This is a genomic window from Arthrobacter rhamnosi, assembly GCF_054510975.1.
On the sequence record NZ_JBTNDN010000002.1, the window covers coordinates 90,002 to 103,417 of the forward strand.

At 62.0% G+C, this 13,416-nt stretch carries 8 protein-coding genes; 4 read left to right on the plus strand and 4 right to left on the minus strand.

Annotated elements, in window-relative coordinates; all coding sequences use genetic code 11:
• Positions 1–5: 5 nt before the first annotated feature.
• Genes ACX80J_RS04720 through ACX80J_RS04735 form a run of 4 tightly spaced genes read right to left on the minus strand, consistent with a single transcriptional unit; the run spans position 6 to position 7,819 of the window.
• Positions 6–1,586: an NAD-dependent epimerase/dehydratase family protein gene (locus ACX80J_RS04720; RefSeq protein WP_459347020.1), complete on the minus strand. Its 1,581-nt coding sequence runs from the start codon at positions 1,584–1,586 to the stop codon at positions 6–8.
• Positions 1,583–3,895, minus strand: coding sequence for a glycoside hydrolase family 3 C-terminal domain-containing protein (locus tag ACX80J_RS04725; RefSeq protein ID WP_459347021.1), 2,313 nt, complete (start codon positions 3,893–3,895; stop codon positions 1,583–1,585). Before ACX80J_RS04725 ends, ACX80J_RS04720 begins: the two co-directional genes overlap by 4 nt.
• Positions 3,895–6,429 (minus strand): alpha-L-rhamnosidase, encoded by a 2,535-nt coding sequence (locus tag ACX80J_RS04730; protein WP_459347022.1) that lies wholly within the window; start codon positions 6,427–6,429, stop codon positions 3,895–3,897. Before ACX80J_RS04730 ends, ACX80J_RS04725 begins: the two co-directional genes overlap by 1 nt.
• Before the next feature lie 25 nt (positions 6,430–6,454).
• Positions 6,455–7,819, minus strand: a complete 1,365-nt coding sequence (locus ACX80J_RS04735; protein ID WP_459347023.1) for an MFS transporter — start codon at positions 7,817–7,819, stop codon at positions 6,455–6,457.
• Positions 7,820–8,150: 331 nt separating this feature from the next.
• On the opposite strand from ACX80J_RS04735, the gene ACX80J_RS04740 reads away from it, so the two are divergent.
• From ACX80J_RS04740 to ACX80J_RS04755, 4 genes are read left to right on the plus strand one after another with little or no spacing between them, the layout of a single operon-like run.
• Complete coding sequence (locus ACX80J_RS04740; RefSeq protein WP_459347441.1) at positions 8,151–9,671, plus strand: ABC transporter substrate-binding protein; 1,521 nt, start codon at positions 8,151–8,153, stop codon at positions 9,669–9,671.
• Between the two features lie 59 nt (positions 9,672–9,730).
• The gene (locus tag ACX80J_RS04745; protein WP_459347024.1) at positions 9,731–10,672 is read left to right on the plus strand and encodes an ABC transporter permease; all 942 of its coding nucleotides are present in this window, start codon (positions 9,731–9,733) and stop codon (positions 10,670–10,672) included.
• Positions 10,669–12,516 carry an ATP-binding cassette domain-containing protein gene (locus tag ACX80J_RS04750; RefSeq protein WP_459347025.1) on the plus strand — a complete coding sequence of 616 codons (1,848 nt, stop codon included), beginning with the start codon at positions 10,669–10,671 and terminating at the stop codon, positions 12,514–12,516. Before ACX80J_RS04745 ends, ACX80J_RS04750 begins: the two co-directional genes overlap by 4 nt.
• Positions 12,513–13,346 carry an ATP-binding cassette domain-containing protein gene (locus tag ACX80J_RS04755; RefSeq protein WP_459347026.1) on the plus strand — a complete coding sequence of 278 codons (834 nt, stop codon included), beginning with the start codon at positions 12,513–12,515 and terminating at the stop codon, positions 13,344–13,346. The genes ACX80J_RS04750 and ACX80J_RS04755 overlap by 4 nt, the downstream gene beginning before the upstream one ends.
• Positions 13,347–13,416 lie beyond the last annotated feature (70 nt).

Consider the following 13,416-nt stretch of genomic DNA (forward strand, 5'->3'; position numbering starts at 1 on the left):
TGTCCCTAAGTAATGGCAGCAGGCACTGATACGCCGACCGCACCGACAGAGGACTCAGTGGGCGTTGGACGTGCGGCAGCTGTGGCAGGTGCCGTGATGGGTACAGTTCCGTTACGACGCCGGGGACCGTCGAGTTGGCGGAGGAATGCGTTGGATTCCGCTTGGCGTGGGTAATCCGCAGGTATTTTGACGCATTCAGGGCACCAATGTCCACCGGTGAGGATCAGGCGCGGGCTTCCCTGAAAGGTGTGACCCTCATGGCATGCCCACTGCAGGGGTGTGCTGGTGTCGCCGGTGATGAGGGTTTGGGCCACCAGTGTCCCGCCTCGGAAGTTTGCGGCCCCGCGAAGGTCTTCTACCGACCATGTGGCCGGTGGTTTTGTTTCGTCGTACCCGTGGTCCAGGTAGGTGGGGGTGCGGTCGGGGTGTGGAGGCCAGAAGGTGTCCCACCCGCCGATAGCTTCCCAGTCAGCGCGTGAGCCGAAGTACGCGTTGATACGGTCCTCATCATTACCCTTGATCCAAGCCATGGTCCCGCGGGGGTGCAGGGTGATCGGCTTCATGATGTGGTTTTTCACGAGCCACGCAGGAACCCGGCCGGCCAGCCGGGTTGTGATGGAGGCCGTCCGGATCTCGCGCTGAAGAGCTGTTGCGAAGGAGTCCTTACGGAAGGGGACAAGCTTTTCGAGGATGTCTGAGTCGGTGTACCACTGTCCGTGGAAGTTCTTGGTGGCGAACCAATTCCGTTCGAACCATTTGCGGGGGTCCCCGACACCGAGCTCACCCATGAGGGCAATCTGTAGCTCCCAGTTCGTCAGGCGCCAGTCCTCTCCCCCACCGATGTTGTAGATGCGGTTCCAGAACTCCTCGGGGACGTCGTCCTCGCAGATGTTCGCCAGGAGCCGGGCGGCATCGTCGACGGACACCCATTCCATGACCCCGTCCAGCGGGGTGTGAGTCATGATCGCGTCGCGGATGGACAGAAGACCGCCGTGAAAGATGCCGGTCTGACGTAGCCACGCCCACCGCGGGAGCCCCGAATCGACGAGTTCGCGTTCAGCGATGATTTTGCTCTGCCCGTACTCGTCGTACTGGGCTACTCGGATCGGATCGCCGATCCGTCCCCAGTGGTGCGGGGGGTTTCGGTCCCCCGTTTCGGCGATCGAGCCGATCATGACGATCGAAACGGTATCAGGCTGGGGTTGGGCTTTCACGGCCTGGATGATGTTGCGTGTCCCGCCGACATTGACTCGATGCGTGAGCTCGGGGTTGTCGTCAGCCAGGGGCGAGACGACGGCACCTGTGTGCAGGATGTAATCGGCGCCCTCTACGCATTGAGCGACGGTGCTGTAGTCAGTGAGGTCCCCGAAGACGACCGTGAGATTGTCCATGTCTTCGAATTCGCGGATCGCCTCAATGTCCTTCGGGGTTGGCAGCACCAGGGCGACGATGTCGAACCGGTCGCTTCGTTCCCTGAATTCGCGGAGAATGACTTTCCCCCAGTTGCCGGTCGCCCCGGTGAGAAACACCTTCTTACTTACAGGGGTACGCCCCCGGACCCGGTGTTCACCGGCCGAGCTGATCATGATGCTATTTCCAATTGATCGGACTTTGGGGCCCGGCTGAGCTCCATCAACTGCTCGAGCATTTCGGCCGGGAACGCTCCATTGGTGAAGGCCAGGAACTGTTTCATCGGCATGGATTCGACCATCTTCAGGCCCTCTGGGTTATCCGCTGCCTGCGCGGCCTGGTCCTCCGACATGCCAGCAGTGAGACCCTGCATGAGAGCCGGACCCACCACGTCGTGCGCGAACCAGTCACCGACCGTGGATTGCATCGTCAGCTCACGCACGACCGTGTCACCGGAGAGGGTGATCTGCTGTTCGGCGACGATCTTGGAGACGGTTTCCCCGATCTGGATCGTGTACTGGCCAGCGGGCACGACCCACCGGTCAAGTTCGATGTCCCAGTAGGCGAAAGCCCGTCGGTCCAGGGGCAGGTCCACGGTCGATGTTTCCTCAGGCGCCAGGTTGACCTTTGCGAATGCGCGTAGCTCCCGGGCCGGGCGACGGACGGGACCGGTCTCGGTGGCGACGTACAGTTGGATCACGTGCTTGCCGGCCGCGGAACCGGTGTTCGTCACGGTGACACGGGCGACCGCGGTGTCCTCACCCGTGACGTCGACCTGGACGGAATCCGTGCGGAAAGTCGTGTAGCTCAGCCCGTGACCGAAGGGGTACCGGACCGGCATCTGCGCGGTCTCGTAGTACCGGTATCCGACCAGGACGCCCTCGCCGTAACGCACGTGGCCCTGCTCACCGGGGAAGTTCATCCAGCTCGGGTTGTCCTCTACTTGCAGGGGAATGGTTTCAGCCAGGTGCCCGGACGGGTTGACGGCACCGAAGAGAACGTCGGCGATTGCGGCTCCGCCGGCCTGCCCGAGGAGCCATCCCTCCAAAATACCGTCGACGTCGTCGTGCCAACCCTCGAGGGTGACTGCGCCTCCGTTCGACAGGACGACGACGGTACGGGTACCTGTCGCGGCGATGTCGTGGATGAGCTTCTTCTGGTCCTGCGACAGCTCCATCGTCTCCCGGTCGAACCCTTCGGATTCCTCCGAGTCCTTCAGACCGGCGAAGACGACAGCGACGTCAGCCGCACCGGCAGCTTCGACGGCGTCGATGTGCAGCAGTTCCGGTTCGTCCACCGACGTGACCAGAGTGAATCCGGGTGAGTAGCTGACGCTTGCGCCACTACTGGCCGCCGTATCGCTGATGGCTTGCAGGGCGGAGTCCAGGCGGGTCGGATTGATGTGCGAGCTGCCGCCACCTTGGTAACGGGGCGTATCGGCGAAGGCTCCTACCACGGCTACGCTCTGCCCCTTTTTCAGCGGCAGGATGTCGTTGTCGTTCTTGAGGAGCACGATGCTGTCAGCTGCGAGTCGTCGGGCTAGATCGTGGTGCTCATCAACGTCGAATGCTTTTCCCTCATCGTGAGGCAGCTTCGTCAGTTCAAGGATCCGCGCCGCCGCGGCGTCGACGAGTGCTTCATCGAGGGAGCCGTCGGCAACCGCTGTGACAATCTGGTCGTCGGTGGCACCGCCACCCGGCATCTCCAGGTCCATACCGGCTGCGACTCCGGCGACCCTGTCGCTGACCGCACCCCAATCGGATACGACCGCACCCTGGAAACCCCACTGCCGGCGCAGTACTTCGGTGAGAAGCCACTTGTTCTGGGAGGCGTAGATGCCGTTGACCTTGTTGTAGGAGCACATGACGGTCGCCGGGGAAGCCTCGGTGACGACACGCTCGAATGCGGGCAGGTAAATCTCGCGCAGGGTGCGTTCGTCGACGTCGGCACTGATGCGCATCCGTTCGTGTTCCTGGTTGTTGGCAGCGAAGTGCTTCACCGAAGCCCCTGGGCCTTCGTTCTGCAACCCGTTGACGTGCGCGGCCCCCAGGACGCCCGAAATGAGGGGATCTTCGGAGTAGTACTCGAAGTTCCTTCCACACAGGGGCGAGCGTTTGATGTTCACTCCCGGCCCCAGCACAACGGAAACAGCGAAGGACCGAGCCTCACGGCCGATGGCGGCACCGACTTGACGAGCGATGTCAGGGTCCCAGCTCGAACCCACCGCAACCGCCGGCGGGAAGCATGTGGAGGGAAGACTGTCATTGATGCCCAGATGGTCCGCGTCTCCGGCCTGACGGCGAATCCCGTGCGGCCCGTCGGTCAGGACGATCGCCGGGATGCCGTGCTCGGGCACATCCTGGCTGCTCCAGAAATCCCGGCCCGAGAGCAGGGACGCCTTCTGTTCTAGGGTCAAATCTGAGACGGCAGCCGCGGTAGCAGAAGTGTCAGTGCCGATCTGGTTGTCGGCGGTGTTCTCGGTCATCAGTGACTTCCTTCTAGTGCCCCGGAGGTGAGGGCGTCCGCCAGGGTGGCGCGCAAAGTGGTGGGGATATTCGGGACATGGAGTTCGAGCGTGCCCACCAAGTCATTGACTGTGATGTTTGCTCCGTCCGCTGACTGTCCGTCGAGCGGAATCCCCGGAACGACCGCGGCCAAAGCGGTGGTGAGGGCCCGCCACGCTTCGGGATCAGCTGCGATGGTGCTAAGGCTTGAGTCCAGGTTGTACACGGGCCGCTGACCGAAGCCTGCGGGCAGGTCATAGGTCCAGGTGTGCTGGCCGGCGGGAACCTCCAGCGCTGGTTCCTCACTCAAGGGCAACTCAACCTGGGCCGTCACCCCGGCAGGGAGGTCGATGATGAGGTTGATAGCGCCGTCACTGATCCGCCAGTCCACGCTGATGGGTCCGTGATCGGTATCCAGCGACGTGGAGGCATGGGTGAGACCTCCGCCGGGCTTCGGGGCGATGAGTACCTTCTGGTACCCGGCCTCAAGGGCGGACAACCCGCCGACGACCCGGTGCATCCAGTCCGCGACGGCACCGAGGGCATAGTGATTCAGCGACGTCATGCCGGAGGGGTTGATCGTGCCGTCCGGGCGCACTGAGTCCCAGCGCTCCCAGATCGTCGTCGCCCCCATCGTCACGGGATACAGGAACGACGGGCATTCGGTCTGCATGAGCAGCCGGTAGGCGGTATCGAGCTGACCGGTGCTGGTGAGCGCGTCGGTGACCAGCGGGGTGCCGGCGAACCCGGTGGAGATTTTGTAGCCGGCGGCTGTAGTAAGAGCAGCCAGCCGTTCCCCTGCCCGCTGCTTCTGGTCGCCGTCGAGGATCCCGAAGGAGATCGCCAAGGCGTAGGCGGTCGCTGACTCATTGACGATCCGGCCGGCGCCGCTGACGTATTCGTGCTGGAAGGCAGCACGGACCCTCGCGTTGAGGTCACGGAAGCGGGCTGCGTCCTCGGCGTGTCCGAGCAGGTCAGCTGTGTCAGCCATTTCACGGGTGGTTTTGCAGAAGTATGCGGAGGCGACCAGGTGGCTGTCGGTCTTGCCGCCGGACGGGTTGTCCATCGGTGCGTCCGGGTCCAGCCAGTCACCGAACTGGTAGCCGCTTCCCCACAGCCCGGTTTCATCCAGGCGTGACTCGACGTCAGTGATGAAGGTTCTCATGGCGTCGTAATTCGTGCGAAGGATCTTCAGATCCCCGTACTGCTGGTACATGGTCCAGGGCAGACTAACGATGACATCTCCCCACAGGGCGGTCGGGGTGACCGGGGAGTTCAGCACGTCGGGGATGACGAAGGGAACACCGCCGAGCTCGGTCTGCTCGAGGCGGACGTCCTCGAGCCAGGACCCGAGCATGCCGCGCACGTCGTAGAGAAAGCTTGCGGTAGGGCCGAAGGCGTTGATGTCCCCGGTCCAGCCGAGACGTTCGTCGCGCTGCGGGCAGTCCGTGGGGACGCCGACGAAGTTATCGCGCATGGACCAGACGACGTTGGAGTGCAGCTGGTTGATCAGCTCGTCCGATGTGCTGAACCAGCCGGTGCGTCGCATGTCGCTGTGCACGACGACAGCGGTCACCGCGTCCTTGGTGAGGGTGCCTGGGTATCCGTTGATTTCTGCGTAGCGGAAGCCGTGGAAAGTGAACCGGGGCTCCCAGGTTTCAGTGCCCGTGCCGGCAAGGGTGTAACTGTCGGTGGCTTTCGCCGTGCGGATCGTTTCGGTGTCGATCTCCCCGTCGGTCATGACCTCCGCATGCCGGAGCGTGATGACGGTACCGGCGTCCCCTTCGGCGCTCAACCGTACCCAGCCGGAGATGTTTTGGCCGAAGTCAACGACGGTGTTCCCCGAGGGTGTCGTGATGATCTCAGCCGGGCGTAGTTCCTCGGTGCGGGCAATCGGTGGGCCAACAGGGTCGACCAGGGCCGCGGTGTCCCAGGTGAAGGCGACGGCTGCCTGCCAATCAGTGTCGTCAAAACCCGGGGCATCCCATCCCGTTGGCTCCAGGCGCGCATCGAAGTGCTCGCCGTCGTACAGGCTGTTGCCGCGCACTCCCCCGGTGCCGACCGTGAACCGCTCGTCGGTCTCGATGCTCTTCACACGGTCGCCGTAGTCAAGATCGAGCTGCATCAGCAGCCCGGGCTTGTCCGAGTAGTGGTTGCGTTTGCCGTGGAAGCCGAGGGTTCCCAGCGCCCACCCCTCACCGACGACGGCGCCGACCGTGTTGGTGCCTTCAGTAAGAAGAGCGGTGACGTCATGGGAGCTGACGTTGAGCCTGTGCCGGTAGGAGGTCCACCCAGGTGCCAGCACCTCGGCGCCGACCCTTGCCCCATTCAGGTGCGGGTCTACGACGCCGATAGCGGTGACGCGGAGCGTTGCACGCTGCAGGCCCGGCTCAACCTCGAAGTCGCGGCGGAAGTAGGGCGCGGGGTCGCCGTCTTGGTCTCCCACGCGGAAGGGGGCGGTAATGAAGGAGGTGTTCTTCACGAGGGCTGTGCCCGCTGGGGAGTGACTGGTCACGGTGGTGGCCTTTCTTGAGGATCGTTTAGCGGACGGACTTGACGCGCAGGGCTGCGAGTCCGCCGAGGATGGTGCACGCACCGGCGACGATGAACAGCAGGGTGTAGTTCTTATCTCCACTTGCATTGGCGCCGATCGCGAGGAATAGGGGTGCGATGAGCGGTGCGACGGCCTGCGGGATGGATGTGGCGAGGCTCGTGATGCCCATGAAGCGGCCGGCGTTGGTGTCGCGCTCGGGCAGGACGTCCAGCAGCAGGGCCTGATCGACGGCTGCGAAGATGCCGATACCCAGCGAGGTCAGGACGGATCCAGCGATCAGGACGGGCAGCCCGGGGGCCAGGGCCATAGTGAGGGCACCGGCGGCGAAGATGATGCCGGAAGCTGCGACGAACATCCGGCGGCGCTTGAGCTTGTCGGACAGGAATCCGCCACCGATAGCACCCAAGGTGGTGGCTGCGATGCCGCCGAGAGACAGCGTTGCGATGATGCCGGCGACTTCCTCGACGGTGATGCCGAGCTTTGCTGCAATGAAGAATGCCGTGAACGTCGTGTTCAGGGTGAGCCCGAAGTAGAACAGGAAGCGGCCAAGCCAGTTCCAGGAGAAGTCCGGGTAGCTCCGCGGGTTGTAGACGTACTTCGCCAGAACTGAGCCGACTGTGAGCTTATCCGTGAAGACCATGCCCTTGCTGCTCTTCTCATTCACGAGAAGGACGAAGAGCGAGACGGCCAACACGCCAACAAGGCCGGGGACGATGAAGAGCAGCAGGTTGTTTGAGGCGAAGGATCCGGCAATGACCACGCCGAAGACCGGTGCTACCTGGGTCGCGAATCCGGCGAGGCCGGCGACCTTGCCACGCTGTGATTCGGGGAGGCGATCGGCGGTGGAGATTTGCAGGTTTGCCAGAACCTGACCCCAAGTCAATTGCGCCAGTATCCAACCTGCACCGAGCACAAGGATGCTCGGGGCGGTCGCCATGACGAACAGGGACACAACGCCCAGGAGCATGCCACCGATCATCCAGGGGCGCCGGCGGCCCAATCGGGTGCGTGTGCGGTCACTGAGGACCCCTAAAAACGGGTTTGTCACCAGAACAGCTGCGGCTCCCGCGCCCGTGATGAAGCCAAGGAACTGCTCCTGGCCCGGGGCGAGCTGCTGAACCCTGATTGCCAGTGAGATTGCCAGTGGGGTGATGAAGGCTACGAATACGCCGAACTGGGCGAAGACAATAAGCCAGATGTAGCGGGGGCTGACCTTGCTCAGGCCCTCCGGGTTCAGGGTGCTTACCGATGTGTCATCGGGCTCCCCCGGCGCAGGAGGTACCGGCAAAGTGGCTGCTGCAGGCACTTGGGCCTGCGCTGAGACAGTCAAAGATTCATCGGAAGCAGTCATTGAGACTCCATTGTCTAAGGATTGAACGAAATACTAGCACGTGCTAGTAAGTTTAGGACGATGCTAGCAAGAGAAGTTCTGTGTGACAAGCGATTTGGAACGATTCAAGATTCTGGTGGCTGCCAGGGGCAGGGGACGGCTCCACCGCCACTGCTGCCATTCTCGGATCGAGTAAGTAATGTCACAGAAAAGCTTGCACGTGCTAGCTCCGTGGCCATACAGTTCGATGAGTCCAGAGGTAGAACGTGCTAGTTGATCCGCACCTCCGGGACCCACACAGGCCCGCGGCACCCTCGACGTGTGCCCAGCAGACAAGGAAGTCATTGTGAAAATGAGACATAGGCGTCTTGCAGCGGTAGTTGCCGCTGTCACCGCGCTCACACTCGGCGGATGTTCATCATCAGGCGATACCGGTTCCGGTGAAACTGAAGCCATCGCCCAAACCCTTCAGCTGCCGCTCTCGACCGCTCCCGGGAACTTCCAGATCGGGAACTGGCCAGGTGGCGAGGCCTACATGTTCCTGTCGGTGTATGACACCATCGTCGGTCGCGACGTCGACGGGAGCGTTGTTCCTGCGATTGCCGAGACATGGGAGTACTCGGAGGACCAGAAGACTCTGACGTTCAAGATCCGTGAAGACATGACCTTCACTGATGGTGAGCCCATCAACGCAACTGCGGTCGCTGCGTCACTTGAGGTTGCCCGGACCGGCCCCAGCACGGCCAGTTCCCTCACAAGGATCGCCGGCGTGGAAGCTCCCGACGAATCCACCGTGGTCCTGACTCTGTCGGAACCGGATGCGGCGCTGCTGCCCATCCTGAGTGGAACTATCGGGGCCATTGGTTCTCCCAAGGTGCTCACCGAGGAGAGCTCGAAACTCAAGCCCGTGGGATCTGGCCCCTACGTCATCGACGACAGTTCGACCACGGTCGGTGCTGTCTACACCCTGAAGCGCAACCCGGAGTACTGGAACGCCGAGGCGTACCCCTACGACACCGTTGAGTTCCGCGTGATTGAAGACCCGGTTGCACAGCAGAACGCGATGCAGGCCGGCCAGCTCGATTTCATCAACATCCCTGCTGACCAAAAGAGCCAGTACCCGGAGGACAAGTTCACCGTCGGGGAAGGCACGCCGTCGGGTATCGCCGCGCTGTGGTTGATTGACCGGAATGGGGATATCATTCCCGCTCTGTCGGACAAGCGGGTTCGCCAGGCAATCAACATGGCTTTGGATCGAGCATTAATCGCGGAGTCCCTCGGCCAAGGTGGCCTCTACCCGTCCAACCAGTTGGTCAGTCCGCGCGGCGAGGTCTTCAGTGAAGACCTTCTGAAGGTCAATGACTACGATCCCGAAGCGGCCAAAGAACTCCTGGCCGAGGCCGGTTATGCCGACGGGTTCGAAATGAAAATGCCGAGTACCGCTCTCACCACACAGTTCGAGTCAGCGATCGCGCAGGCTCTTGGCGACATCGGCATCACAGTGACGTGGGAACCCATCCAGTTCCAGGACCTGTTCCCCAAGATCTTCACGGGCAACTATGGGGCTTTCTTCTTCTACAACGGACTCACAAGCAACGATGCCCAGGACCTGACGGCAAGCCTGGTTGGACTCTTCAACACCTTCAATCACACGACTCCCGAGCTGACCGAGTTGATGAAGGCTGCGAACAGCGCCCCCGTCGAGGAACAGGCCGATGCACTACGAGCGATCAACGAGTACCTGGTGGAGGACGGCTGGGCTGCGCCCATCGGCTATACCTCTGCGTTCTACGCCGTGACCAAGGACGTTACGTACACCGCGCCCTTAGTGAATGGCCAGACTGTCCTGCCCTTCGCCCCGGCCGGTTCATAGAAGCATCAGGTAGGTGGCGTGGAGCGTCGCTCCACGCCACCCTTCATAGGAGCCAACGCATGTTCTCTTTCATGATTCGGCGATTAGGGCATGGCGTGGTCTTGATCCTCATCGTTACTGCAATCACCTTCTTCCTCACCTACAGCGCAGGCATACCTGTAGCCACCAACATCCTCGGTAAGAGCGCGACGCCGGAGGCAATCGCCCAGCTGGAAGCCCAACTGGGCCTGGACCTACCAGTGGGCCAGCAGTACCTCAACTGGCTGACAAACGCGGTGCAAGGCGATCTGGGCCGGTCCTACTTCTCGAACGAGCCCGTAGTGGGTGCCATGGCAACACGATTGCCCGTCACACTCTCCGTCGTTTTCGTCGCCGCGGCCCTCATGCTGATCATCAGCACGCTCCTAGGTGTCGCCTCGGCCGCACGACCAGGCATCCTTGACCGCATCCTGCAGTTCTTCTCAGTGATCACCTTCGTCTTTCCCACACTGATCCTCGGCCTCGGAATGGTGTTCTTCTTCGCGGTACTGCTGAAGTGGGTTCCCGCAGTCGGCTATACCAACTTGAGCGATTCGCCGACCCGTTGGTTCGCCGGAGTCATTCTTCCCGCGATTGTTCTCGCAATCGGTGGAATCGCAGCCCTTGCCGCCCAAGTCCGTGGTTCGATGATCGATGAGCTCGAGAAGGACTACATCAGGACGCTGCGCAGTCGGGGTGTGTCTGAACGTTCACTCCTGCTCAAGCACGCGCTGCGAAACGCTTCAAGCCCAGCCTTCACCACCTTCTCCCTTCAATTCATCGGCATGTTCGGAGCAGCCCTCTTTGCCGAGAAAATCTTCGCCCTGCCGGGCTATGGAACATATGGGTACCAGGCGACGGTCACCGGAGACCTGCCCGCCCTTCTGGGGGCGTCCCTCTTCGGAATCCTCATCGTCGTGGTCGTCAACCTCCTAGTCGACCTTGCCAATGGCTGGCTCAACCCCAAAGCGAGGCTCGCATGACTCTCCCCGAACGCCAGGCCGGACTTACCCTCGACACACACGATGTCGAAGAGCGTCGCAAAGGGTCGTTCGCCCGACTTATCAGAAACCCCCTCGGACTCGGATCGCTCCTTCTTCTGGCCGCTGTCCTTCTGCTTGGACTACTGGAACCTCTGCTGAGCGCGCACGACCCGAACTTCAGCTCCCTTCAGGCGGTCAACACACCTCCCTTTTCCCCGGACTATGTACTCGGTGCCGATCAGTACGGACGCGACATTTGGGCGCGCAGCCTGGTCGCCATCAACGTCTCCGCTATCTCAGGGCTGATCGGGGCAGGGGTGGCAGTCTTCATTGGTACGGTGTTTGGGCTCATCTCGGGCTATCTTGCCAAGCGCACAGACGCAACTTTGTCCTGGCTGTTCAACCTGGTCATGACCTTCCCGGCACTGATCCTGGTGATGATCCTCTATCCGATTACCGGCGGTGACTACAAGATCATGATGGGCGTCTTCGGGATCTTTATCTCGGCCGGCATTTTCCGGTTGGTCCGTAACCTTGTCCTCGGCGTGCGGAATGAACTGTATGTGGATGCGGCGCGCGTCGCGGGACTCTCCAACCTCCGAATCCTCTCCCGTCACGTTCTTTATGCTGTCCGAGGCCCCATCATCATCGCCTCCGCGTTCCTCGCCGTCGCCTCCATCGGAATTCAGGCAGGCCTAGCATTCCTTGGGCTCGGATCCAGTCAGCTCCCAAGCTTCGGCTCGATAGCGGGCGCTGCGTTCCTGAACATCTACCAGCACCCAATTCAGATGCTCTGGCCCTCCTTCTTCCTAGCAATCATGACCGGCGCTCTGGTCATGCTCGGCAACGCCTACCGGGACTCCCTCGCGGCTCCCAACGCGGTCCCCAAGAAGTCACGCACGCAGGCAGCAGCAATGCCACCAAGAAGTGAATCTGATGGCGCTGATGGCACAGATCGCCCAGCGACAACCACTGGTAACCAGTACGGAGCGGTAGCCAGAGGCAATTTGCTGACGGTACGAAACCTCAGGGTCGAGTATCCGCAAGTCGATGGCACCTACAAGAGTGTCGTCAAGGGAGTGTCCCTGGACGTCAATCTAGGTGAAGTTGTCGGTGTTGTCGGGGAGTCCGGGTCGGGGAAAACCCAAACAGCGTTCTCGATCCTTGGGCTATTGCCCCGTCAAGCCCGTGTCAGCGCGGATCTGCTCGAAATTGCAGGCGAAGCCATTTCTGTGCAGGACGTCCGTTCCCTTAGGCGGCTACGAGGCAGCGCACTCGCCTACATCCCTCAGGAGCCGATGTCGAACCTGGATCCATCCTTCACTGTCGGCAGCCAACTCATCGAGCCCCTCACCGCTGGTATGTCAAAGAAGGAAGCACGCACCACCATCTTGGCCCTGCTTGCCCGGGTCGGAATTCCCGATCCGCTTCGAACCTTCAAGTCGTACCCCCATCAGATATCAGGCGGTATGGCCCAGCGGGTTCTCATAGCCGGTGCCGTCGCATCGCGGCCAAAGCTGCTTATCGCCGACGAACCCACCACCGCCCTGGACGTAACTGTGCAAGCGGAGATCCTTGATCTCCTGCGTGACCTACAAGGCGAGTTCGGCATGGGAGTGCTCTTGGTGACGCACAACTTCGGGGTTGTCGCCGACCTCTGCGACCGGGTGGTGGTGATGAAGGACGGAGAAATGGTGGAGTCGGGCGACGTGCGATCGATCTTCCACGCGCCGTCAAAGGAATACACCCAGCAACTGATCGCCGCGATCCTGGACGAAAACACGACTCGCTCTGACCCGCCCGTCGCGGCGTCGCCGGCGCTGAACAAGGAGAACGCTCGATGAGCAACGCACTGCTAACCGTCTCCGACCTCCGCCTTCGCTACCCCCGCGTCGGATTCCGTGGGACGTCACCCGAAGTGCTCCGCGGCGTCTCCATCGACATCGCCCCGGGTGAAACGCTCGGCGTTGTAGGCGAGTCCGGATCAGGAAAAACCACCCTCGGGAGGGCAGTGCTTGGGCTAGCTACGCCGACCGGCGGAACGATCAAGTTCGACGGGCGTGACATCACGCGCCTGAGCGCTCGGGAACGACGGCCCTTGGCCCGCGATATTCAGGTAATTTTTCAGGACCCCTACACCTCACTGAATCCATCCCTACAAATCGCCGACATCCTGACCGAGCCGCTCATCGCTCAAGGGACACAGCCCAAGGAGGCTCGGAACTCCGTGCGGCAACTGCTGGACTCGGTGGGACTACCGGCGAACGCAGCGCAGCGCTACCCGAAAGAGTTCAGCGGCGGGCAGCGACAGCGGGTTGCGATAGCAAGGGCTCTGGCCCTCCGTCCGCGCCTGATTGTCTGCGACGAGCCCGTCTCAGCTCTGGACCTGACCACCCAGGCGAAGGTGCTCGACCTACTCATCGAGTTGCAACGCGAGACCGGTGTCGCATACCTCTTCATTACGCACGACCTGTCCGTTGTGCGGCACATCAGTCACCGGGTCACGGTGATGTACCAAGGCGAACTCGTTGAAACTGGCCCCACTGCACAGGTCACCACAAACCCGCAGCACGAATACACCCGAAGCCTGCTGCTGGCCTCCCCGACCGCAGACCCCGACCGCCAAGCTGAACGGCGTGCTGCACGACGCAGGCTTCGGCTGGCAAGTTCCTGATCGGCGCCGTGCTGGCCGGCACGGCGCCGAGTCCTCCGGTGAAGGAGCGGAAAGCACCACCGCCCCGGAT

Bases quoted from the DNA above. Each gene is read 5' to 3' on its own strand.
- ACX80J_RS04720 (WP_459347020.1), bottom strand. From the start codon at position 1,586: ATGATCAGCTCGGCCGGTGAACACCGGGTCCGGGGGCGTACCCCTGTA.
- ACX80J_RS04725 (WP_459347021.1), bottom strand. From the start codon at position 3,895: ATGACCGAGAACACCGCCGACAACCAGATCGGCACTGACACTTCTGCT.
- ACX80J_RS04735 (WP_459347023.1), bottom strand. From the start codon at position 7,819: ATGACTGCTTCCGATGAATCTTTGACTGTCTCAGCGCAGGCCCAAGTG.
- ACX80J_RS04740 (WP_459347441.1), top strand. From the start codon at position 8,151: ATGAGACATAGGCGTCTTGCAGCGGTAGTTGCCGCTGTCACCGCGCTC.
- ACX80J_RS04745 (WP_459347024.1), top strand. From the start codon at position 9,731: ATGTTCTCTTTCATGATTCGGCGATTAGGGCATGGCGTGGTCTTGATC.
- ACX80J_RS04750 (WP_459347025.1), top strand. From the start codon at position 10,669: ATGACTCTCCCCGAACGCCAGGCCGGACTTACCCTCGACACACACGAT.
- ACX80J_RS04755 (WP_459347026.1), top strand. From the start codon at position 12,513: ATGAGCAACGCACTGCTAACCGTCTCCGACCTCCGCCTTCGCTACCCC.